This is a genomic window from Streptomyces sp. SID3343 (assembly GCF_009865215.1).
Classification (GTDB): Bacteria; Actinomycetota; Actinomycetes; order Streptomycetales; family Streptomycetaceae; genus Embleya.
In genome coordinates, this window is the sequence record NZ_WWJX01000500.1 from 1 (window position 1) to 22,211 (window position 22,211).

Below are 22,211 nucleotides of genomic sequence, written 5' to 3' on the forward strand. Positions count from 1 at the left end.
GGGGTCTTGGTGGGGCGTGGGGTCGGTGGGGTCGGCGGGGTCGGTGGGGGGTGTGTCGGGGTCCTGGTCCGGGGGGAACGCCGCGGTGACGACGCGGGCGCCGCCGGCTTCGATCAGGCGGGCCAGTTGACTCGGCGTCAGGCGGGAGTTGGCAGCGGCCTGTTCGAGTTGCCACGGCGTGCCGTGTGAGGCGACTGCGTCGACCAGCGGGTCGGACCACGCCGCCACTTGGTTCAGGAGTGCGTGGGCTCCGGGCAGGGTGGCCAGCCTCGCGAACACCTTTACCGTGTCGTCGCCGGGAAGTTCGCGCAACAACAACGCCATGCCCTGTTCCATGCGTCCCCTTTTCGTTCGCGGGACACGGTAACGCCCGGGTGTGACGGGGCTCGTGGCCGCTTGGCCCTGGGGGGTTGCTTGGTGGGGCGTTGGGCGTTGGGCGCTGCGGGTGGCGTTTTGGTTGGGTCGGGAGGTGTTCCCACCCGCACCACCCGTTGCGTTTCGCCCGCGGGCTGCGGTTTTACGGCGTCGGGGGCGGGCTGCTCCGGCCTCGCGGCCCTGGGCCGGTGGTTTTGCGGCGTCGGGGGGAGCGCTGCTCCGGTCCTGCTGGTTCGGCTTGCGGTATCTACGGCGTCGGGGGCGGGCTGCTTTGGCCTCGGGGCGGGCTTGTGGGGGGCTTCGGTTTATGCCACCAGGTGCAATCTGTGGGCTACCGCTGCTGCTTCGCCTCGGCCTGCTACTTCCAGCTTGGCCAGGATGTTCGAGACGTGGACGCTGGCGGTTTTGATGCTGATGTAGAGCTCTTCGGCGATCTGGCGGTTGCTGCGGCCGGCGGCGACCAACCGTAGGACGTCGATCTCGCGTGGGGTCAGGGACGGCAGGGGGGTGGCCTCGTCCTGGGCGGTCGGGGCCATCCGGGCGCGCCGGGTGAGCAGGTCGATGTGTTCGCGCAGCACCTTGGCGTCCAGGCGGTCCGCCACCTCCGCCGCGGCGGCCAGTGGTTCGGCGGCGGCCTCGCGGTCGCCTTCGGTCAGGAGGGTCTCCGCCAGGCGGAACCGGGCCCAGGCCGTGCGGTAGGGCTGCTCGGTCTGCTCCCACGCGGCCAGCACCAGCGACCAGCACCGTGCGTCGTCCTTGCCGTCGGCCCGGGCGAGTTCGGCCGCGACCAAGGCCCGGTAAGCGGCGTCGAGCGGGCAGTCCGCCGGCAGCGACGCGGCCATGGTCGCGATTCGCTCGGCGACGTCCTGGCGGGCCCTCGACTCGGACTCGCGCGGCCGTACGGTGACCACCCGGGCGTCGGCCTCGATCGAAGCCATGTCGGCCAGCAACGGCCACATGTAGCGCTGGTGGCCTGCCGGACAGCCGACCCCTTCGAGTACCGCCACCAGCGCCTCCCGGGCCTCGTCCAGCCGGCCCTGGGCGTCGGCCACCCGGATCTCCGCGCGCGACATCGGGATCGCGTACTGCGGCTCGACGTAGCGCGAGCCGGCCACCGAGCGCGATCGGCGCAGGTGCGCGGCCGCGCCGCGGACGTCGCCCCGTGCGAGGTCGACCTCGCACATCTGGAGTTCGAGGTGGCGGCTGGTGAGCGGCCCGGGGTCGAGATCGAGGGCCTTGTCGACCAGTGCGGCCATCTCCGACCACTCGCCGAGCGACAGCAGCGACTCGGCCAGGTTGCCGAGCGCGAACGAACCGGAGGTGCGGGTCAGCCCGTGGGCGTCGCCCAGTTCCACCCCGCGCCGGGCGGCCACGGTCGCCTCCCGGTGCCGGCCGAGACCTTCGAGCAGGGAGGCCCGGTTGCTGAGCACGTGCACCAGGCTTTCCGGCTCGCCGCCGAGGATCGCGCCCTGTTCGGCCCGGTCGATCTGTTCGATGCCCTCCTCGATCCGGCCGAGGTGGACCAGCGCACACGCCAGCGTCTTGCGCACCTCCGCCTCGATGTCGGCGCTGTCGACGGTGCGCGCCTGTTCCAGCGCGACCAGTGCCTCTTCGATCGCCGCCGCGGTGCCGCCGTCCAACATCCGGTCCCGGGCTATCTGCGCGAGCACGCGCGCCCGCTCCATCGACGCCGGCCGGCCGGCCAGGACCGCCCTGGCCCGCTGCAACTCCGGCATGCCCGAGGAGCGACACAGGTTGCGCAGGCTCCGGGCCTTCTCCCGCCACAGGAACGCGGCCAACTCCGGCTCGACCTCGGGGTCGACCAGTTCCAGCGCGCGCTTGCAGAAGTGCATCGCCAACTCGCGCTCGCTGCCCAGGCGCGCGGCCGTGACCGCTTCGACGTGGATGTCGAGGAGGCGCCGCCCGGTCAACGCCTCCGGGTCCGGCACCTGCTCCCACAGCAGCATCGCGCGCTCCAGGAGTCGCGTGCGCTCGTCGAACGCGTAGCGATCGCGCGCGGCTTCGGCGGCCTCCAGCGCTGCCGGCAGCGCCTTGATCGCCTTGCCCGCGTGGTACCAGTAGGTCGCCACCCTCCCCCGCCGCTCGTCACACGCGACGAGGTCGGGACGGCGCTCCAGCGCCTCGGCGAACGTCGCGTACATCCGGACCCGCTCGCCCGGCATCAGGTCCTCGCGGATGGCCGTGCGCACGAGGGCGTGGCGGAACTGGAACTCCTCGCCGACCGGGACGAGTACGTGCGCGGACACGGCCGCGCGCAGCGCCTCCTCCAGCCGGTCGGGGTCGAGCGAGGACACCTCGGTGAGCAGGTGATGGCCCACGGTGGCTCCGCCGATGGCGGCGAGCCGGACCACCTTCTGGGTGTCCTCGGGCAGTTCCTCGATGCGGATGAGCAGCAGGTCGCGCAACGTGTCGGAGATGCCGGTGAGTTGGCCGTCGCGGATGCTGCACGCGAGTTCCTCGACGAAGAACGCGTTTCCCTCGGACTTCTGAAAGATCTGGCGAATCAGGCGGCGCGGCGGATCCTCCCGCAGGATGCCGCGCAGTTGGTCGCCGACCTGCGCCCGGGTGAGCCGGCCGAGGTCGATCCGGGCGACGTTGTGCACCCGATCCAGTTCGGCGAGGAAGGGCCGCAGCGGGTGCCGCCGACCGACCGCGTCGGCCCGGTACGTACCGACGATCAGGATCCGACCGGTGCGCAGGAGCCGGAACAGGAAGCCGAGCAGCTCGCGCGTGGACGAGTCGGCCCAGTGCAGGTCCTCGATCGCGATGACCAGCGTGCGCTCGGAGCCCAGCCGCTCCAGCAGCCCGAGCATGAGTTCGAACAGGCGGACCCGGTCGAACTCGCCGTCGCGCGCGATCGTGCCCGGTGCCAGGTCGGGCAGCAGCCAGGCCAGGTCACGCTCGCGGCCCTCGACCGCCTCGGCCAGTTCGGGGCCGATCCGCCGGGACAGCGTCCGCAGCGCAGCCGAGATGGGGGCGAACGGCAGACTCTCCGCACCCAGTTCGAGGCAGCCGCCGACGGTGGTGATCGCGCCCTGCTGTTCGGCATGGGTCAGGAACTCCTGGAGGAGTCGCGTCTTGCCGACTCCCGCCTCGCCCCCGACGAGAACCACCCCCGGCGTGCCCTCGTCGGCCGTACGCAAAGCCGTGAGGAACCGCGCCATTTCCAATGACCGGCCAACGAACACGGGAGACACCGATGAACTCGACACAAGGGCGAGCATGTCACGTTCCCCTCTCCCACAGCCGGGGATTTCACGCCCGGCGAAACCCGTATCCGCAGGTCAGCGGACGGGTATCGCCGAGCGTGTCGAGCGTCACGTGATCACCGAAGGTGCAGGTGGAGGTTGGCGATCCCCCATACGCCGAAGCTCCGATCGCCACTGATTCCGCCTGCGCCTCGGCGACTTTGCCGGGCCTCGCGCCGCAGCTTGCGCTCGGCCTTGGCCTCGTCGCGGTGGCTGCGCAGCGCCTCGCGGACCAACCGATCCTGCGCCGCGCCGGCCTGCATCTCACGCTCGCGAGCCTGGAACGTCTCGTACTCGTACATGATGGTGTCGACCTCCTGGTCACCCGATCCGGTGGGTCCGGCTCGTGCTACGAGCCTCGCGTCCCAGTGGGCCCGCGGACATCGGGCGCATGCCGCATCCGGACGCCCGCGCCCGCCCCGAGTCGGCCTAAGGCACCTCAGGCGTGCCGTAAGCACGCCCCGCACCGCCGTACGGTCGAACCGAAATCCCCGGCGAGTCCCCGAGGCGGAGTCCCCGAGGCGAGAAGGCATCAAAAAAAGGGCCCCGGCCGCCACAGCGACCGGGACCCTCCGAATCCGCACACCCCACACCCCACACGCCACACGCCGCACGCCACACGCATCAGCACATATCCGCGTGTATGCGTGTGTACTCGCGCGTACTGACATACATCGGCGTGTGTCCACACCCGTGCACCAAGCGGCGTCAGGACACGCCCAGGCGCTCCAGGATCAGCTCGCGCACGCGCGCCGCGTCGGCCTGGCCGCGGGTGGTCTTCATGACCGCGCCCACCAGTGCGCCGACCGCCGCGACCTTGCCGCCGCGGATCTTCTCGGCGATGCCCTCGTTGCCGGCGATCGCCTCGTCCACCGCCGCGCCGAGCGCCGAGTCGTCCGAGACGACCTTGAGCCCGCGCGCCTCCACGACCGCGTCCGGCTCGCCCTCGCCGGCGAGCACGCCGTCGATGACCTGCCGGGCCAGCTTGTCGTTCAGTTCGCCGCTCTTGACCAGCGTCGAGACCCTGGCCACCTGGGCGGCCGTGATCGGCAGCGTCGCGACCTCCACGCCGCGTTCGTTGGCCCGCCGGGACAGCTCGCCCAGCCACCACTTGCGCGCCGCGTCGGCGTCGGCCCCGGCGTCGATGGTCGCCAGGATCACGTCGAGCACGCCCGCGTTGACCATCGACTGCATCTCGAAGTCGTTGACGCCCCACTCGGCCTGCAACCGGGCCCGGCGCAGCGACGGCACCTCGGGCAGCGTGGCGCGCAGCTCCTCGACCCACTCACGCGTCGGCGCGACCGGGACCAGGTCGGGCTCGGGGAAGTAGCGGTAGTCCTCCGCCTCTTCCTTGATCCGGCCGGCGGTGGTGCTGCCGTCCTCCTCGTGGAAGTGCCGGGTCTCCTGCACGATCGTGCCGCCGTCGGAGAGCACGGTGGCGTGCCGCTGGATCTCGAAGCGGATGGCCCGCTCGACGGAGCGCAGCGAGTTGACGTTCTTGGTCTCGCTGCGGGTGCCGAACTTCTCCCGCCCCTTGGGCCGAAGCGACAGGTTCGCGTCGCAGCGCATCTGGCCGAGTTCCATCCGCGCCTCGGACACCCCGAGCGCGCGAATGACCTCGCGCAGCTCGGCGACGTACGCCTTGGCGATCAGCGGAGCCAGCTCCCCCGCGCCCTCGATCGGCTTGGTGACGATCTCGATCAGCGGGATGCCGCAGCGGTTGTAGTCGAGCAGCGAGTAGTCCGCGCCGTGGATCCGACCGGTCGCGCCGCCCATGTGGAGGGACTTGCCGGTGTCCTCCTCCATGTGCGCGCGCTCGATCTCCACGCGCCACGTCTTGCCCTCGACGTCGACGTCGAGGTAGCCGCCGAACGCGATCGGCTCGTCGTACTGCGAGGTCTGGAAGTTCTTCGGCATGTCCGGATAGAAGTAGTTCTTCCGGGCGAAGCGGCACCACTCGGCGATCGAGCAGTTGAGCGCGAGGCCGATCCGAATCGCCGACTCGACGGCGACCGCGTTGACCACGGGCAGCGCGCCGGGCATCCCCAGACACGTGGGACACACCTGGCTGTTGGGCGCGGCACCGAACTCGGTCGAACACCCACAGAACATCTTCGTGGCGGTACCGAGCTCGACGTGGACCTCCAGGCCCATCACCGGGTCATAGGTCTCCAGCGCGTCCTCGTAGGACATCAGACTGGCGATGGTCACAGGAAGTGCAACTCCTTCAGTGCGAGTCGGGTGGTGCTCACCCAAGTGTCGTATGCGGGTAGCTGTGCGAGTTTCGCCAGGTCGACGTCTCGGGCCAACACGTCGAAGTAGTCCTCGGGCGAGTTGTGCCGAACCTTCGCCATGACCGCTTTCAACGTCTTCTTCGGATCGGCGACCTTCTCGGCCTGCTTGGGACCTGCCGGCAGGTGGGAGAGTTCCGCCCCGGAGATCCGACGGAATGCGCTGGCGTCGGCGATCATCCAGGCCTCGGTCTCCTTTCTGGGAACAAGGACCACCGCGGCTTTGCCCGTCGATCCCGTCTTCTGCCGCACGTGCTCCGCGAGACTCCTCGCCTTGTCCCGCTCGTTCCAGTCGCTGTGGACGAAGAACACATGGCAGCGCACCGCGGCCTCGGCGGCTTCGGCTTGTACGCGTCCCGTGGCCGCAGTGATCGGAACGGGGCTGCGAACGACTCGCCGCACCAGTGCGGGGAGATCTCCACCGGCCGCCATCAGCAGTGCATCGACCTGACGGATGATCAACTGCTCCGGGAACAAGCAGTCGCTGTCGTCCTCCGCGATCAGACCGACGACGAGTGGGCGGCTCATCCGGTACCGCCGGTCACGGTGTCCAGCAGCCGGCGCACCTCGTACGGCGTGGCGCACACGCCCGGATCGTCGCCGGTCGCTTGCTCCCGCACCGGGCGGGCCCAAGTGATCGTGGACCGGCTGCCTGGTTCGGGGCCGTAGTGGATTGCCGGATCGAGCAGGATCAGGCTGCCGTCCACGCGCTCACGGAGAGCAGACATCAGGACTGGGGAATGAGTGGTGACCACGAGTTGCCGGAGGGGCCGGTCGGCGCGCTCTCGCGAAAGATCGGAAACGTCGCGAAGCAGGCGGCGCAGGAGTTCGGCCAGTCGGGTCGGGTGGAGCCCGTTCTCGATTTCCTCGATCACGAGAGTGCCCCCCGTCGACCCGGCGTAGGACGCGGCGAGGGTACCGAGCACTCTCAGCGTTCCGTCGGACAGCAACGGCGGGATCGTGGGGCCGTCGCCAACCAGGACGAGATCGAAGTCGTATTCCTCGCGCCGGGCGTCGAACAGTGCGACTACCGACTCGGCCCCCGGGATCAGTGCACCGAGGTCGAGGTTGAGGTCACCGAGAAGACGGCGTCCCTCGAGGTTGTCCAAAACCTCCGCGAGGTTGGCACCGTCGGGTCGAAGGTTGACGAACTCGTGTGCCTTCCCCACGCGCTGCGCAGGTGCGCGCATGGTCCGCGGATCGAGTGCCAGCGCGGGCCAGGTCGAACACTCTTTCCGGACCAAGGAAACCAACTCGCCGGGATCGGGGCGACCGTCGGAACGTAGCTCGACGCTCGTACTGCCGCCTTGCGCCAGGAACGCGTCCCTGGCGTCACTGATGGCCTTCCTCAGTTGCGGTGCGACCCCAAGGCGGTCCATCCACTCGCGCTGCTCCAGGTTGTCTACCCACAGCCTGCTGGCCTCGTCCATGACCGCGAAGTCGTCGACGAGTCGACCGACGACTCGAACACGAACCGGCAACGGGCCCACTTCCGAAGCCACGAGCATCCCGACGGTCACTCGAAAGGAAGTCACCGGGCCCGCGCCGGTGTGGTGGAACAACTGTGGTCCATGCCCACGCGGGTGTGTCCCGGCGGCAGCGTCGAAGCCGTCGTCCACCGTGTCGGCAACGAATCGCAGCGCCTCCAGCAGATTCGACTTGCCCGACCCGTTCGGCCCGATCAACGCGAGAAACGGAGGCACGTCGATTCCCACGTCGACCAGTGACTTGAACCCGTCCACGTCGATGCGCGTGATCATCGGAGCACCTCCTTGGTGGCGTGACAACCGGGTCGGCTCGCCACGGGGGCCGTGGCGAGCCGACGAGGGGGCTGGATCAGTCCGTCGATTCCTCGAGGGCTTCGTCGCCCTCGCGCAACGCGCGGATCAGGAGGGCGAAACCGGTGATCACGGCGGCGGCGCTGACGACCGCGTCGACGATCTCCAGTTTGTCGCCCTTGCCGCGGGCCTCCTTGACCTGCTTCAAGACTCCGATCGCGCCGGCGACCTGCATGCCGACGCTGAGGATCTTTCCGACCTTGCTCTTGGGAAGCTTCTTCTTGTTCTTGGCCATCGTGTATCGACTCCTCGAAAAGATCAGAGGGCGGGCGCGCGGTCGAGCAGCGGAGCACCCCAACGGGAGAGGTAGCCCGCCTCGACGGCGGCGCCGACCTTGTACAGGCGGTCGTCGGCCATCGCCGGGGCGATGATCTGGAGGCCGACCGGCAGGCCGTCCTCGTCCGCGAGTCCACACGGCAGCGACATCGCCGCGTTGCCCGCGAGGTTCGACGGGATCGTGCACAGGTCGGCGAGGTACATCGCCATCGGGTCGTCCGCGCGCTCGCCGATCGGGAACGCGGTGGTCGGGGTGGTCGGCGAGATCAGCACGTCGACCTGACCGAACGCGGCGGCGAAGTCGCGCGTGATCAGGGTGCGCACCTTCTGCGCCTGGCCGTAGTACGCGTCGTAGTAGCCCGACGAGAGGGCGTAGGTGCCGAGCATGATCCGGCGCTTGACCTCGGCGCCGAAGCCGGCCTCGCGGGTGAGCGACATGACCTCGTCGGCCGAGCGGGTGCCGTCGTCGCCGGTCCGCAGGCCGTAGCGCATCGCGTCGAAGCGCGCGAGGTTGGACGACGCCTCCGAGGGGGCGATCAGGTAGTAGGCCGGCATCGCGTACAGGAAGCTGGGGCACGAGATCTCGACGATCTCGGCGCCGAGTTCGCGCAGCAACTCGACCGCGTCGGAGAACCTGGCGAGCACGCCCGCCTGGTAGCCCTCGCCGCCGAACTCCTTGACCACGCCGATCCGCAGGCCGCGGACGCTGCCGCTGCGGGCGGCCTCGACGACGTTGGGCACCGGGGCGTCGATCGAGGTCGAGTCGAGCGGGTCGTGCCCGGCGATGGCCTCGTGCAGCAGCGCGGCGTCGAGCACGGTGCGCGCGCACGGGCCGCCCTGATCGAGCGAGGACGAGAAGGCGACGAGCCCGTAGCGCGACACCGCGCCGTAGGTCGGCTTGACGCCGACGGTGCCGGTGACGGCGGCGGGCTGGCGGATCGAGCCACCGGTGTCGGTGCCGATCGCCAGCGGCGCCTGGAAGGACGCGATGGCGGCGGCGGAACCACCGCCGGAGCCGCCCGGAATGCGGGTGGTGTCCCACGGGTTGCCGGTCGGACCGTACGCGGAGTTCTCGGTGGAGGACCCCATGGCGAACTCGTCCATGTTGGTCTTGCCGAGGATGACCATGCCCGCGTCCCGCAGGCGGCGGGTCACGGTCGCGTCGTACGGCGACTGCCAGCCTTCGAGGATCTTCGAGCCGCAGGTCGTCGGCATGCCCTTGGTGACGAAGACGTCCTTGAGCGCGAGCGGTACGCCGGCCAGCGGGCCGAGTTCGTCACCGCGCGCGCGGGCGTCGTCGACGGCCTTGGCCGCGGCGAGCGCGCCGTCGGCGTCCACGTGCAGGAACGCGTGGACCTTGGGGTCCACGGCGTCGATGCGGTCCAGATGGGCCTGGGTGACCTCGACGGCGGTGACCTTGCCGTCGGCGATCGCGGAGGCGGTCTCGGCCGCGGTCCAGCGGATGGTCTCGGTCATGGCCGTCACTCCTCTCCCAGGATGCGGGGCACCCGGAAACGCTGCTCTTCGGCGGCCGGCGCACCGGACAGGGCCTGCTCCGGGGTGAGCCCGGGGCGGACGACGTCCGGCCGCATGACGTTCGTCAGCGGCAGGGGGTGCGAGGTCGGCGGGATGTCGTCGGCGGCGACCTCGGCGACGCGGGCTACCGCGCCGATGATGTCGTCGAGCTGCGCGGCGAGGTGGTCAAGCTCCTCGGCCCCGAGCTCCAGCCGCGACAGCCGGGCGAGGTGGGCGACCTCCTCGCGCGTGATGCCAGGCATGCAGCGGGATCCTTTGATGTCGAGCGGGTGAGGCCGCCCAGTCTATTGGCCCGGTGCCCGTCGGATCCGTTACCACCCGCCCGCCCGCGCCGATCGGTGACCGGCCGGCGGCCGCACCGCGTCGCCGTGACCGATCCGGTGCCTGGTGACCCCCCGTTCGGTTGCCTTCGGGGCTATGGTTCAGGCCCGTCGTGCCGGCGATTGGTCACGTTCGTGTCCCATCGGGGTCGTGTGGTCACGAACATTGGCGGAAGTCCCTTCACTCAAATGCCAACTTCCGTTACCGGCTGGGTAAGAGAACCATGCGAAGCCACTCTCCGGTCTGCGTCCCCCCGCGTCGATCGGCCCTTCGCACAACTCTTGGGCCCGGCGTCCGAGAGCGCGCTCGACAAGGACTCGGGGCTTGGGAGGGGACACGATGGCCGCCATCGTGCTGGTACACGGGATCGCGCAGGAGTACAGGTCGGCCCACACGCTGGAAGAGGAGTGGGTCCCCAGGTTGGCCCGCGGCGTCAAGGCCGCAGGATTTCCCGAGGTCGCGGATCGGCTGTGGAAGTACCGCCACACGCGTCGCGGGATCGACGCGCGCATGGCGTTCTACGGCGACCTGTTGCGCCGTCACCCTTCACAGGGCGAGGAGACCGACGAGGACATTCGGCACGAGGTGACCGCGCGTATCGGTCGGGAATGGCTCGACCGTGCGGCGATCCGGGGCTCCGTGCCGCCGGAACGTCAGCGCGCGGCACGCGAGATCGCCCGCCTGGAGGGCGGGCCGGGAGAGACCGGCCGCACTGTGGTCCTCTCCCCGACCTGTGGGCTGGCCGGGCTGCGGTGGTTCGCCGCCGACGGTCCCGGCTCGGCGGGCGGGTTCGTCAACAAGGCACTGTCCCAGTTGTCCCGATACCTGACGGACGATCAGACCCGGGCCCGCGTGCTCGATCGAGTCGGTGCCGAGATCGGCTTCGACACCAAGGTTGTGATCGGCCACTCGCTCGGCGCGGTCGTCGCGTACGAGCTCGCCCACCGGCTGCGCAGACCGCTGCCCCTACTGATCACGCTCGGCTCGCCGCTGGGGCCGGACACCGTCGTCGACTCGTGGGTACGTCCACAGCCCGCGCAGCCGCCGCATTTCGTCGAGAACTGGGTGAACCTGGCCGACCGGGACGATCTCGTCGCGGCCGACCCGACCTTCGCCAGGATGTTCCCGCTCCCCGTGGAGGGAGGCCCGGCGCTGCGCGGCGGCTACACCGGTGAGCACGGCGCCGAGCCGCACAAGGCCGACTTCTACCTCCAGCGGCGCGAGATAGGTCGCAGCGTGGGACAAGCCTTCGGCACGTGACCCCGACGGCTCAGGGCCCGTTCGGTGACCACCGAGCGGGCCCTGAGCCGGTCTCGGGGCCTGTGCCGGATCGGGGTGTGTGCCGGCCTTGGGACGTGTGCCGGATCGGGGTGTGCTCGGGTCGGCGTGTGGAACCGATTCAGATGCCCATTCGCGCCGCGATCCCGTCCAGGACGCAATCCAGGCCGGTCTCGAATCGCCATCGCGCGTCGTCCTTGCGGACGGCCTCACCGGTGTAGCGCCGGTAGGTCGGATAGCGCCCGGTGCCCAGCAACCACGTCATCTGCGGGGCGAGCGACATCCGCAACTCGTGCCCGTCCGACGCACCCTGACCCGCCATCAGCTCCCGAGTCGCAACCTCGGCCCGGGCCCGACCTGCGGTGTAGATGTCGACGGTTTCGGCGATCACCATCATCGCGTCGGCGTCCAGGCCCAACCCGTCGAGCGCGAGGAGTGCCCGCTCGGCGACCGCCATCCGGTGCGGGGTGAGCGCGAGCGCCGCCCTGGGTGAGGACAGCCGGGTCAACCACGGATGACGCACCATCAGCTCGCGGGTGTCGACGGCGAGCGCACGCAGCGTCTCGCGCCAGTCGAGGTCGGTGGGGGGCAGCGTCAGCCGGCCGTAGACCAGGTCGACCATCAGCTCCAGCACGTCGTCCTTGCCGGAGACGTAGCGATACGCGGCCATCGGCGCGACCCCCAGCTCGGTGGCCAGGCGCCGCATGGTCACCGCGTCGATGCCCTCGGCGTCCGCGACGGTCACCGCGGCCTCGGCGATCCGGGTCGAGGTGAGCGCCGCGCGGGGCGCGGGCGGGGGGTTCTCCAGTCGCTCCCAGATCGAGATCGAGGGGCGATCCGCGTCCGGCGCGTCCGCTGTGGACCCCGTTGTGGTCTTGTTCCGGCCGGCCATGGCTGGCTCCTTGTCCGATCGTCGTGCGTACAACGTATCAAGAGTGGACGCCGTACACGTCTGTGTGTACGTTGTATCTCGCCGAATACAACGTACACATCGGAAGGCAACACCATGAGCGCCGTCACCACCGAAACCCTGCGCATCGCCGTCATCGTCGGCAGCACCCGCGACGGTCGAATGGCGCCGACCGTCGCCGCCTGGATCGCCGATCTGGCCGCTCGGCGCCCCGACTCGACCGTCGACGTCGTCGACCTGGTCGAGACCCCGCTGCCGACCGTGTACCCCGGCTTCGGACAGCCCGAAGAGCCCGCCGCGGCCGAGTTGCTCGCCGCGGTGTCGCCCCGGCTCGCAGCGGCGGACGCGTTCGTGATCGTCACGCCCGAGTACAACCACAGCTTCCCGGCCGCCCTGAAGAACGCGATCGACCTGCACGGCACCGAGTGGCACGCCAAGCCGATCGGCTTCGTGTCCTACGGCGGCCTGTCGGGCGGGCTGCGCGCGGTCGAGGCGCTGCGCGTGGTGCTCGCCGAACTGCACGCGGTCACCATCCGCGAGACGGTCAGCTTCCACGGCGTCTGGGACAAATTCGACGCCGACGGCAAGGCGGTCGACCCGGCGAGCGACGCCGCCGCGCGAACGATGCTCGACCAGCTCGCGTGGTTCGCCCACGCCCTGCGCGACGCCAAGGCCGTTCGCCCCTACGCCGCCTGACGATCCGACATCCACTCCACCGCCGCGGGGGTTGCCGTGAAGTCCACCGAGAAGACAAGCCCGTCCACCGAGGCGAGCGAGCCGGCCCCTCGCTCGATCTACGTCGGTGTCACCGGCCTGATGATCGGCATGTTCCTGGGCCTGCTCGACGGCACGATCGTCGGTACCGCGCTCCCCACGATCGTCGGCGACCTCGGCGGCCTCGACAAGCTGTCGTGGGTGGTCACGGCGTATCTGCTCGCCGCTGCCGCCGCGACGCCGATCTGGGGCAAGCTCGGCGACCTGTACGGCCGCAAGGGCATGTTCATGAGCGCCGTCGTACTGTTCGTGCTCGGCTCGATGCTCTCCGGGCTGTCGCGGAACATGACGCAACTGATCGGGTTCCGGGCGATCCAGGGCTTGGGCGCGGGCGGCCTGATGGTGGGCGCGTTCGCCATCATCGGGGTGCTCGTCCCGCCCCGGGAAAGCGGCCGGGTGCAATCGATCATCGGCGCGATCATGCCCGTCGCGCTCGTCGGCGGCCCGCTCGTGGGCGGCTTCCTCACCGATCACCTCAGCTGGCACTGGGCGTTCTACGTCAACGTGCCCGTCGGCGCCGTCGCGCTCGTGCTCGTCGGTACGGGCATCCGGCTCGACACCGGGCGGATCAAGGCGCGGATCGACGTCGCCGGCGCGATCCTGCTCACCATCGCCATCGTCGCGCTGACCCTGCTCGCGGGCTGGGCCGGCACCACCTACGCGTGGACCTCACCGCAGATCCTCGGCCTCGCCGCGGTGGCCGTCGCCGCCACGGCCGCGTTCGTTCCGGTCGAACGGCGCGCCGCCGAGCCGATCATCCCGCCCCGGCTGTTTCGCAGCCGCAACTTCGCGCTCGCCCAGGTGCTCAGCCTCCTGATCGGCGCGGCCATGATGAGCGCGACCAACTACCTGCCCCAGTACTTCCAGTTCGTCCGGGGCGTGTCCCCCACCGAAGGCGGCCTGCTGCTCCTGCCGCTGATGTTCGGCATGTTCGGGGTACAGATCGCCACCGGCCGGCTGATCAGCCGCAACGGGCGATACCGGGTCTACCCGATCCTGGGCGGCGCGGTGACGTTCGTCGGCGCGCTCGCGCTGCTGGTCCCGGACGTGGGCACGGCCACCGCCCTCGCGTCGGGGCTCACCGCGATCGTCGGGATCGGCGTGGGCTTCGTGATGCAGAGCACCATGCTGATCACGATGAACAGCGCCGACTCCCGCGACATGGGCGCGGCGAGCGGGACGGTCACCCTGGCCCGGACCATCGGCGGCTCGATGGGTGTCGCACTGCTCGGCGCGGTGTACGCCGGCCGGCTCGAAGCCGGCCTCGTCGACCGCCTCGGCGCGGAGGAAGGCGCCCGGACCGCGAACGGCGGCGAACTCACCCCGGCCCTGCTGCATCGCCTGCCGGAGTCCACCCTCGACGCCTTTCGGGCCTCCGTCACCAGTGGCCTGCACGGCGTCGCGGTCGGAGTCGCGGTCCTGGCGGCCCTGGCCTTCGCGCTGTCGTGGTTCGTCCGGGAGATCCCGCTGCGCACCGTCTCGGCCGTCGATGCCGGCACGGACGCCGCGGATGCCGATACGGACACCGACACGGGCACGGGCACGGGCACGGGCACCGGCACCGGCACCGGCACCGGCACCGGCACCGGCACCGGCGATCAAACCGGGTCGGCGTCGGCGAAGAGCGGCGCGCCCGCGACCCGGGTCGATGCCTGACGGGCTCGCTTCGCGGTCGAACTAAGCTTCCGGGCGTGGACACCCCAGAACGTACTTTCCCCTGGTCACCCGGCAGCGCCACCGGGGTCGGATCCATGCCGGGCACCGATGTCCGCGAGACGGTCAAGATGGTGCTCGGGCTGATGCCGGACCTGCCCCACCTGCCCGAGCTGCCCGCCCGCGGGCCCGGCGCCGACCTGACCGGGCGCTCGGCCGGCATGTTGGTCGACCTGTACGCGGACGTACAGCCGTCCGGGTGGCGTTTCGTGGACCGCCCAGGCCGCGACCACCGCCGGGCCCTGTCCTACCTGAGCGAGGACCTCGACGCCCTGGAGGAGTTCACCCAGGGTTGGACGGGCCCGGTCAAGATCCAGGTCGCCGGGCCGTGGACGCTCGCGGCCACGATCGAACTGACCTACGGCGACAAGGCGTTGGCCGACCGGGGCGCGTGCCGCGAGGTGGCCGCTTCGCTCGCCGAGGGGATTCGGTTGCACGTCGCCGACGTCGCGCGCCGGATCCCGGGCGCCCGCGTGGTGCTCCAACTCGACGAGCCGGCCCTGCCCGGCGTGATCGCGGGCGACGTGCCCACCGCGAGCGGCTTCGGCCGGCTCGGCGCGGTCGACAAGGCCGTCGTACGCGACACCCTGCGCGACGTGATCGCCGCCGCCGGGGTGCCCACGCTCGTGCACTGCTGCGCGCCGGGCACGCCGATCACGCTGATCCGACACGCCGGCGCGGCGGGCGTCTCGCTCGACTTCTCGCTCGTGGCGCAGTCCCAGGACGAGTCGATCGGCGAGGCCGTCGAGGCCGGGTTCGCCCTGTTCGCGGGCGTGGTGCCGAGCATCGAGCCGGACCCGACGGAGACCGGTGTGGGAGCGCGGCCACTGTCCGACCCGCCCGGTACCGTCAGGTCTGTCGGCACGTTGTGGAACAGGCTGGGTTTTCGGCCGGAGTCCCTGGCCGAAGCCGTCGTGGTCACCCCCACGTGCGGCCTCGCCGGAGCTTCTCCGGCGTACGCCCGAGCAGCCCTGAGCCACGCCGTCGTGGCCGGCCGGGTGCTTCGGGACGACCCCGAGGGCGCCATGTAGCGGATCCGTCGGCACGGCGAATCCGCACGGCACGGTGCGGCAGTCGCACGGTGCGGCAGTACTGCGGCAATCTTTCGAACTGGTGACGCTGGAGGGCGACGACGTGGCTGGTGCGACGACCGGAGTGGACGAGATCCCGGCCGAGGTGCGCGAACGCGCCGCGACCCTCGCCCGTGAGCTGGAGGAGCACCGCTTCCGCTACTACGTGAAGGACTCGCCGGTCGTCAGCGACGGCGAGTTCGACGCGCTCATGCGCGAGCTGGAGGCGATCGAGGAGAAGTATCCGGCGCTGCGCACGCCCGACTCGCCGACCCAGAAGGTCGGCGGCACCTACTCCACCGACTTCACCTCGGTCGACCACCTGGAGCGCCTGCTCAGCCTCGACAACGCGATGAACGAGGAAGAGCTCGACGAGTGGGACGACCGGCTCACCCGCGAACTCGGCACCGGCAACTTTCACTACCTGTGCGAACTCAAGATCGACGGCCTGGCAATCAACCTCCTGTACGAGAACGGGCACCTCGTGCGCGCGTTGACGCGCGGAGACGGCCGGACCGGTGAGGACGTCACGCCCAACATCCGCACGATCGCCGAGATCCCGACCAGGCTGCGCGACGACGGCGGGCACGACATCCCCGAACTCGTCGAGATCCGCGGCGAGGTGTTCTTCCCGGTCGAGAAGTTCGAAGAACTCAACGCGTCCCTGGTCGAGGCCCGCGCGGCCGTCGAGCACGAGAACGAAGAGCGCCGAGCGCAGGGGCTCGGCCCCAAGGCCCTGCCTCAACTGCCCTTCGCCAACCCGCGCAACGCCGCCGCCGGATCGTTGCGGCAGAAGGATCCTCGGGTCACCGCGTCCCGGCCGCTGCACATGATCGTGCACGGGATCGGCGTGCGCCGAGGCTTCGACATCGACTGCCAGTCGCACGCGTACGAGCGGCTGCACGCGTGGGGCCTGCCTACCGCGCAGCACAACAAGGTCGTCGCCACGATCGACGAGGTCAAGGAGTTCGTCCGCTACTTCGGCGAGCACCGCAACTCGGTCGAGCACGAGATCGACGGCATCGTGATCAAGGTCGACGAGATCCCGATCCAGGGCCGACTGGGCTCGACCTCGAAGTCGCCGCGGTGGGCGATCGCCTTCAAGTACCCGCCGCAGGAGGTGAACACGAAGCTGCTCGACATCGAGGTCGGCATCGGCCGCACCGGCCGAGCGACGCCCTACGCGGTGATGGAACCGGTGACGGTGGCCGGTTCCGTGGTGGCCCGGGCGACGCTGCACAACCAGCAGGTGGTCAAGGCCAAGGGCGTGCTGATCGGCGACACGATCGTGCTGCGCAAGGCCGGTGACGTGATCCCGGAGATCCTCGGCCCGGTCGCCGACCTGCGCGACGGCAGCGAGCGCGAGTTCGTGATGCCGACGGAGTGTCCCGAGTGCGGCACCGAACTGCGCGCGATGAAGGAGGCCGACATCGACCTGCGTTGCCCCAACGCGCGGTCGTGCCCGGCGCAGTTGCGCGAACGAATCTTCTACCTGGCCGGTCGCAAGGCGTTCGACATCGAGGCACTCGGCTACGAGAGTGCCGTCGCGCTGACCCGACCCGACGCGGGGCCCTGCGTCCTGGCCACCGAGGCCGACCTGTTCGCGCTCACCGCCGAGCAGTTGCGCGACGTGCAGATGCTCCGCAAGGTCAACCGGGCGGGCGCCGCCGAGGACGAGAAGGAACTCGTCCCGTACTTCTGGTCGAGGGCCGAGTACGACAAGGAGGGCAACGTCAAGAAGCCCTCCAAGCCCAAGGCCAACACGGACAAGCTGATCAAGGAGCTGGAAAAGGCCAAGACCCAACCGCTGTGGCGCGTCCTGACCGCCCTGTCCATCCGGCACGTCAGCGACACCACCGCGCGCGCGATCACCCGCGACTTCCACGACCTCGACCGGCTCGCCGCCGCGACCGAGGAGGAGATCGCGGCGGTGGACGGCATCGGGCCGATCATCGCGAAGTCCATCGTCGAGTGGTTCGCCGTCGACTGGCACCGCGAGATCGTCGAGAAGTGGCGGGCGGCCGGCGTACGACTGGCCGAGGAGGGCGCCGACGTCGAGAAGGCGCCCGGCCCGCTCGACGGCCTGACAGCGGTGGTCACCGGCACGCTCACCGGATACACCCGCGACAGCTCCAAGGAGGCCTTGGAGCAGCGCGGCGCGAAGGTCACAGGTTCGGTCTCGAAGAAGACCGATTTCGTGGTGGTGGGCGACAATCCCGGCTCCAAATACGACAAGGCCGTGCAGCTGGGCCTGGTGATTCTCGACGCCGAGGGCTTCGCGGTGTTGCTCGATCAGGGCGCCGACGCGGCCCGCGCGTGGGCGGCGGAGCGCGCCGACGGATAACCCTCCCCAGTCGTGCCCGAACGACCTACCCTGAGCGGGAGCTTGCCCCGCTCGGCAGGCTCGGTGCCCCACAGGCGAACCGTCCCGCCGCTCGGGATGCCGCCCTACGAGGCCGCAGGGAGCTGGCGCATGGGTCGGATCGGGTCGCGACTGGCATGGCCGCGCGCGTTCTTCGTGCACACCGCGATCGTCGCGTTCCTGGGCACGCTGGCGATCGTCGTCCCGTTCGTCGTCGACATCGCCGAGAACCGCTGCCCGGTCCCGTTGTCGCCGGGCGTGTGGATCATGCTCGTGCTGGTCTCCGCGGACGGCGCGTACACGGCGTTGACGCGCCGGGGGTTGTACATCCCCGGCGCGATGCCGTCCGTGGCGGTCACGTTCGGGTTGCTGCTGGTGCACGGGTGGCAGATCGCGGCGCTGTGGCAGTGCATCCCGGTGTTGGTGTCGGGTCTGATCAGACACGAGTCGTGGTGGCGGATCGGCTACACGATGGGCCACTACACGCTCGCGTTCCTGGCCGCCGACCTGGTGCTGTCGCTGTTCGGGATCGACCCGGGACCCGAATCGACGCGCGCGCTGACCGTCGGTGACCTGCCCGCCGCGGCGCTGGCCGGGTTGACCCTCGCAGGGGTCGCGCAGGGTTCGGGATGGCTGATCCGGGCCAGTTGGCGCGGGATGAACGTGTTCGCCCTGGTACGCGCGGAGGTGCGGGCGCGGGCGGTGTCGCACGGCGCGCTGATCGGCCTGTCGCCGCTGATCGCGGTCGTGTGCGCGGCCCAGCCGTGGCTGCTGCCGCTGTTCGTGGTGCCGCTGCACACGCTCTATCGCAGCACCATGGTGCGCTTCGACCGCGAACAGGAGTCGCGGCACGACGCGCTCACCGGCCTGCCCAACCGGCGCCTGCTCCTGGAGCGCGGCGAGGAGGCGCTGGTCCGGGCCGAAGGCGGGGGCCGGGCCGCGTTGTTGCTGCTCGACCTGCACCGCTTCCACGAGGTCAACGACACGCTGGGCCACGTCGCGGGTGACCGGCTGCTCCAGCAGGTGGGCGCGCGGCTCGAAACCCTGGTCCGTCCCGGCGACACGGTGGCCCGGCTCGGCGGCGACGAATTCGCGGTACTACTGCCGGGGTTGGACATGGAGTCGGATCGGCCGGCGGCCCAGGAGGCAGTCGTGGCGCTCGCGCGGCGGATCGTGGACCGGCTCGGCGAGCCGTTCGACCTGGACGAACTCACCCTCGACGTCGAGGCCAGCATCGGGGTCGCGATCTTCCCGGACCACGCGAGCGACGTACTGGGCCTGTTGCAGTACGCCGATGTGGCGATGTACCTCGCCAAGCGCTCGCGCAGCGGCGTCGAGCTGTACGACGACTCGCGCGACGTCAACACCCGCGACAAGCTGCTGCTGCTGGGCGATCTGCGGCGGGCGCTGGACAATCACGAGGTCGAGTTGCACTACCAGCCGAAGATCGCGCTCGCGGACGGGCGGGTGGACGGCTGCGAGGCGCTGGTGCGGTGGCGGCATCCGACCCGGGGGCAGGTCTCGCCGGAGGAGTTCGTGCTGCTCGCGGAACAGACCGGCCTGATGCCGCGCCTGACCCGCTACGTGGTGGACGTCGCGCTCGACCAGGTCGCGCGGTGGCACCAGGAGGGCATCGACGTCCCGATCGCGGTGAACATCTCGGCCCGCGACATCCACGTACCGTCGTTCGCGGACTCGGTCGCGGCGGGACTGCGCGAGCACGACGTGTCGGCGGCGGCCCTGCAACTGGAGATCACCGAACGGGTGTTGCTGGAGGAGCCACAGCGCGCCGCCGAATCGCTGGACGCTCTGCGTCGCCTGGGTGTTCGGCTGTCGCTGGACGACTTCGGCACGGGCTACTCGTCGTTGGTCCACCTACGGCACATCCCGGTGAGCGAACTCAAGATCGACCGCTCGTTCGTGGCCCGGCTGATGCTGAACGAGGGCGACGCCGCGATCGTCAGCTCGATCGTGCAACTCGCCCACTCCCTGGGCCTGCGGGTGGTCGCCGAGGGCGTCGAGGACGAGGCCACCTACCAACGCCTGCGCGAGCTGGGCTGCGACTCGGCCCAGGGCTGGCTGATGTCCAAGGCCCTCCCCGGCGACGAGGCCACGGCCTGGCTCCTACGCAACGGCGTGGGCAGCCACGCAACCCCCCTGGGCCCGGAGACCGCAGCCCTGCACCGCTGGGCGGACGTGGGCTGAGGACCCGCGCATGCGAGGCGACGGGCGCCGGATGCATATCGTGGAGATCATGAGTACACACTTTGACGTCGTGGTCCTGGGCGCCGGCCCGGGCGGATACACCGCTGCCGTCCGCGCCTCGCAGCTTGGGCTGCGGGTGGCGGTCATCGAGAAGAAGTACTGGGGTGGCGTCTGCCTCAACGTCGGCTGCATCCCGTCCAAGGCGCTGCTGCGCAACGCCGAACTGGCGCACATCTTCACGCACGAGCAGAAGACCTTCGGCATTCGCGTCGACGGCACTGTCGGCTTCGACTACGAGGCCGCGTTCAAGCGCAGCCGCACGGTCGCCGACGGTCGCGTCAAGGGCGTGCACTACCTGATGAAGAAGAACGGCATCACCGAGTACGACGGCCTCGGCACGTTCACCGACGACCACACGCTTCGCGTGGACCTGACGGCCGGCGGTACGGACACCGTCACGTTCGACAACTGCGTGATCGCCGCGGGCGCGACGACCCGGCTGCTGCCGGGTACTTCGCTCAGCGAGCGCGTGGTCACCTACGAGGAGCAGATCCTCACCGACAACCTCCCCGAGAGCATCATCATCGCGGGCGCCGGCGCGATCGGCGTCGAATTCGCTTACGTGCTGCACAACTTCGGGGTGAAGGTGACGATCGTCGAGTTCCTCGACCGGGTCGTGCCGCTGGAGGACGTCGAGGTCTCCACCGAACTGGGCAAGCGTTACAAGCGGTTGGGCATCGACATCCTGACCTCGACCCGGGTCGAGTCGATCGACGACAGCGACCCGAACGCGAAGGTACGGGTCACCGTCACTCGCGACGGACAGCAGCAGGTCCTCGAAGCCGACAAGGTCCTCCAGGCGATCGGCTTCGCGCCGCGGGTGACCGGCTACGGCCTGGAGACGATCGGCGTCAAGCTCACCGAGCGCGGCGCGATCGACGTGGACGGACGCGGCCGGACCAACCTGCCGCACATCTACGCGATCGGCGACGTCACCGCGAAGCTGATGCTCGCGCACGCGGCCGAGGCGATGGCCATGGTCGCGGCCGAGACGATCGCGGGCGCGGAGACGATGGAGATCGACTTCCCGATGATCCCGCGCGCGACCTACTGCCAGCCGCAGGTAGCCAGCTTCGGCTGGACCGAGGCGCAGGCGCGCGAAAAGGGCTTCGACGTACAGGTCGCGAAGTTCCCGTTCACCGCCAACGGCAAGGCCCACGGCCTGGGCGACCCGGTCGGCTTCGTCAAGATCGTCAGCGACGGCACCCACGGCGAACTCCTCGGCGCCCACCTGATCGGCCCCGAGGTCACCGAACTCCTGCCGGAACTGACCCTGGCCCAGCAGTGGGACCTGACGGTCCACGAGGTGGCCCGCAACATCCACGCCCACCCGACGCTGGGCGAGGCGGTCAAGGAGGCCATCCACGGGCTGGCGGGCCACATGATCAACATGTGACACGTGCCGCCAGGGCCTCGCCGACGCCCGGGAGGGCGCTCACGGGGCGCTGCGGCATCGATCTCGGCCGTCGATCGCGTTCGAAGGCGCGATCGACGGCCTTCCTCGTTGGGCTTCCGCTCGGCTCTCGCGCGGCTTCCGCTCGGCTCTCGCTCGACGGCAGCCGGCCGGCCCGGAGCGCTGCCGGCGCACGTCGCGGACAGGTACAGCAGCCTCCGCCTCGTCCGCTGACCGTCACGACGCTCGGACGGGAAGGTCGGTGGAAGGCGAAGTCGAGGCCGTGGCGGCGCCGGTGCGACCAATGCCCGGAATCGCCGACCTCTGTTCAAGGACCCTGAGACCCGACCCATCGTCTACTTCGAAGGGGCCACCAACGCCCTACGGGCGCTGATCGAGGACCGCGGCCGGTTGCGAACGCGGCGGCAGGGCCTACTCCTCTGGGCGGGTTCACCGCAGTTCGTTGTGACCGGCGACAACTGCGGCGCGACGAAAAATCGGCATCGGTTGCGTCGTGCGCCAACAGATCAAGCACCTCGT

General features: G+C 70.2%; 17 protein-coding genes. 7 read left to right on the top strand and 10 right to left on the bottom strand.

From position 1 onward, the window contains the following. From GT354_RS15550 to gatC, 9 genes are all read right to left on the bottom strand, one after another. A partial coding sequence (locus tag GT354_RS15550; RefSeq protein ID WP_202511934.1) for a hypothetical protein occupies positions 1–336 on the bottom strand: 336 nt, incomplete at its 3' end. A 344-nt stretch (positions 337–680) separates the two neighbouring features. Then, positions 681–3,620 (bottom strand): helix-turn-helix transcriptional regulator, encoded by a 2,940-nt coding sequence (locus GT354_RS55775; RefSeq protein ID WP_161356901.1) that lies wholly within the window; start codon positions 3,618–3,620, stop codon positions 681–683. Positions 3,621–3,721: 101 nt separating this feature from the next. After that, a complete protein-coding gene (locus GT354_RS15560; RefSeq protein ID WP_161356902.1) occupies positions 3,722–3,946 on the bottom strand; it encodes a hypothetical protein in 225 nt (74 codons plus the stop codon). Between the two features lie 406 nt (positions 3,947–4,352). Beyond that, a complete protein-coding gene (gene gatB, locus GT354_RS15565) occupies positions 4,353–5,837 on the bottom strand; it encodes an Asp-tRNA(Asn)/Glu-tRNA(Gln) amidotransferase subunit GatB (RefSeq protein ID WP_202511936.1) in 1,485 nt (494 codons plus the stop codon). A gap of 14 nt (positions 5,838–5,851) precedes the next feature. Continuing rightward, complete coding sequence (locus tag GT354_RS15570) at positions 5,852–6,463, bottom strand: DUF4276 family protein (protein ID WP_161356904.1); 612 nt, start codon at positions 6,461–6,463, stop codon at positions 5,852–5,854. After that, positions 6,460–7,695 carry an ATP-binding protein gene (locus tag GT354_RS15575; RefSeq protein WP_161356905.1) on the bottom strand — a complete coding sequence of 412 codons (1,236 nt, stop codon included), beginning with the start codon at positions 7,693–7,695 and terminating at the stop codon, positions 6,460–6,462. The genes GT354_RS15570 and GT354_RS15575 overlap by 4 nt, the downstream gene beginning before the upstream one ends. Before the next feature lie 76 nt (positions 7,696–7,771). Further along, complete coding sequence (locus GT354_RS15580; RefSeq protein ID WP_161356906.1) at positions 7,772–8,008, bottom strand: hypothetical protein; 237 nt, start codon at positions 8,006–8,008, stop codon at positions 7,772–7,774. Between the two features lie 23 nt (positions 8,009–8,031). Then, on the bottom strand, positions 8,032–9,525 hold the full coding sequence (gene gatA, locus GT354_RS15585; protein WP_161356907.1) for an Asp-tRNA(Asn)/Glu-tRNA(Gln) amidotransferase subunit GatA: 1,494 nt from the start codon (positions 9,523–9,525) through the stop codon (positions 8,032–8,034). Between the two features lie 5 nt (positions 9,526–9,530). After that, entirely contained in the window at positions 9,531–9,827 is a 297-nt protein-coding gene (gene gatC, locus GT354_RS15590) for an Asp-tRNA(Asn)/Glu-tRNA(Gln) amidotransferase subunit GatC (protein WP_161356908.1), read from the bottom strand. Positions 9,828–10,245: 418 nt separating this feature from the next. On the opposite strand from gatC, the gene GT354_RS15595 reads away from it, so the two are divergent. Beyond that, the gene (locus tag GT354_RS15595) at positions 10,246–11,166 is read left to right on the top strand and encodes an alpha/beta fold hydrolase (protein WP_161356909.1); all 921 of its coding nucleotides are present in this window, start codon (positions 10,246–10,248) and stop codon (positions 11,164–11,166) included. Between the two features lie 139 nt (positions 11,167–11,305). Here the strand turns inward: GT354_RS15595 and GT354_RS15600 are convergent, their stop codons facing one another. After that, positions 11,306–12,076, bottom strand: coding sequence for a TetR/AcrR family transcriptional regulator (locus GT354_RS15600; RefSeq protein ID WP_161356910.1), 771 nt, complete (start codon positions 12,074–12,076; stop codon positions 11,306–11,308). 114 nt (positions 12,077–12,190) lie between these two features. Here GT354_RS15600 and GT354_RS15605 point away from each other — a divergent pair, with 114 nt between their 5' ends. The 6 genes from GT354_RS15605 (at position 12,191) to lpdA (ending at position 21,674) form a co-directional block, all read left to right on the top strand. Further along, positions 12,191–12,790, top strand: coding sequence for an NAD(P)H-dependent oxidoreductase (locus GT354_RS15605; protein WP_161356911.1), 600 nt, complete (start codon positions 12,191–12,193; stop codon positions 12,788–12,790). Between the two features lie 36 nt (positions 12,791–12,826). After that, positions 12,827–14,524 carry an MDR family MFS transporter gene (locus GT354_RS15610; RefSeq protein WP_346012045.1) on the top strand — a complete coding sequence of 566 codons (1,698 nt, stop codon included), beginning with the start codon at positions 12,827–12,829 and terminating at the stop codon, positions 14,522–14,524. A 95-nt stretch (positions 14,525–14,619) separates the two neighbouring features. Beyond that, on the top strand, positions 14,620–15,612 hold the full coding sequence (locus GT354_RS15615) for a methionine synthase (protein WP_161356924.1): 993 nt from the start codon (positions 14,620–14,622) through the stop codon (positions 15,610–15,612). An 82-nt stretch (positions 15,613–15,694) separates the two neighbouring features. Next, on the top strand, positions 15,695–17,995 hold the full coding sequence (gene ligA / locus GT354_RS15620) for an NAD-dependent DNA ligase LigA (protein ID WP_161356925.1): 2,301 nt from the start codon (positions 15,695–15,697) through the stop codon (positions 17,993–17,995). Between the two features lie 129 nt (positions 17,996–18,124). Continuing rightward, on the top strand, positions 18,125–20,218 hold the full coding sequence (locus GT354_RS15625; RefSeq protein WP_237534936.1) for an EAL domain-containing protein: 2,094 nt from the start codon (positions 18,125–18,127) through the stop codon (positions 20,216–20,218). A gap of 49 nt (positions 20,219–20,267) precedes the next feature. After that, on the top strand, positions 20,268–21,674 hold the full coding sequence (gene lpdA, locus GT354_RS15630; protein WP_161356912.1) for a dihydrolipoyl dehydrogenase: 1,407 nt from the start codon (positions 20,268–20,270) through the stop codon (positions 21,672–21,674). Positions 21,675–22,211: the final 537 nt, after the last annotated feature.

What these genes read in the sequence shown, in the direction of transcription:
- GT354_RS15595 (WP_161356909.1), top strand. Translation starts at nt 10,246, where the DNA reads ATGGCCGCCATCGTGCTGGTACACGGGATCGCGCAGGAGTACAGGTCG.
- GT354_RS55775 (WP_161356901.1), bottom strand. Translation starts at nt 3,620, where the DNA reads ATGCTCGCCCTTGTGTCGAGTTCATCGGTGTCTCCCGTGTTCGTTGGC.
- GT354_RS15625 (WP_237534936.1), top strand. Translation starts at nt 18,125, where the DNA reads ATGGGTCGGATCGGGTCGCGACTGGCATGGCCGCGCGCGTTCTTCGTG.
- GT354_RS15600 (WP_161356910.1), bottom strand. Translation starts at nt 12,076, where the DNA reads ATGGCCGGCCGGAACAAGACCACAACGGGGTCCACAGCGGACGCGCCG.
- GT354_RS15570 (WP_161356904.1), bottom strand. Translation starts at nt 6,463, where the DNA reads ATGAGCCGCCCACTCGTCGTCGGTCTGATCGCGGAGGACGACAGCGAC.
- GT354_RS15605 (WP_161356911.1), top strand. Translation starts at nt 12,191, where the DNA reads ATGAGCGCCGTCACCACCGAAACCCTGCGCATCGCCGTCATCGTCGGC.
- gatA (WP_161356907.1), bottom strand. Translation starts at nt 9,525, where the DNA reads ATGACCGAGACCATCCGCTGGACCGCGGCCGAGACCGCCTCCGCGATC.
- GT354_RS15615 (WP_161356924.1), top strand. Translation starts at nt 14,620, where the DNA reads ATGCCGGGCACCGATGTCCGCGAGACGGTCAAGATGGTGCTCGGGCTG.
- GT354_RS15580 (WP_161356906.1), bottom strand. Translation starts at nt 8,008, where the DNA reads ATGGCCAAGAACAAGAAGAAGCTTCCCAAGAGCAAGGTCGGAAAGATC.
- lpdA (WP_161356912.1), top strand. Translation starts at nt 20,268, where the DNA reads ATGAGTACACACTTTGACGTCGTGGTCCTGGGCGCCGGCCCGGGCGGA.
- GT354_RS15560 (WP_161356902.1), bottom strand. Translation starts at nt 3,946, where the DNA reads ATGTACGAGTACGAGACGTTCCAGGCTCGCGAGCGTGAGATGCAGGCC.
- gatC (WP_161356908.1), bottom strand. Translation starts at nt 9,827, where the DNA reads ATGCCTGGCATCACGCGCGAGGAGGTCGCCCACCTCGCCCGGCTGTCG.
- GT354_RS15575 (WP_161356905.1), bottom strand. Translation starts at nt 7,695, where the DNA reads ATGATCACGCGCATCGACGTGGACGGGTTCAAGTCACTGGTCGACGTG.
- gatB (WP_202511936.1), bottom strand. Translation starts at nt 5,837, where the DNA reads ATGTCCTACGAGGACGCGCTGGAGACCTATGACCCGGTGATGGGCCTG.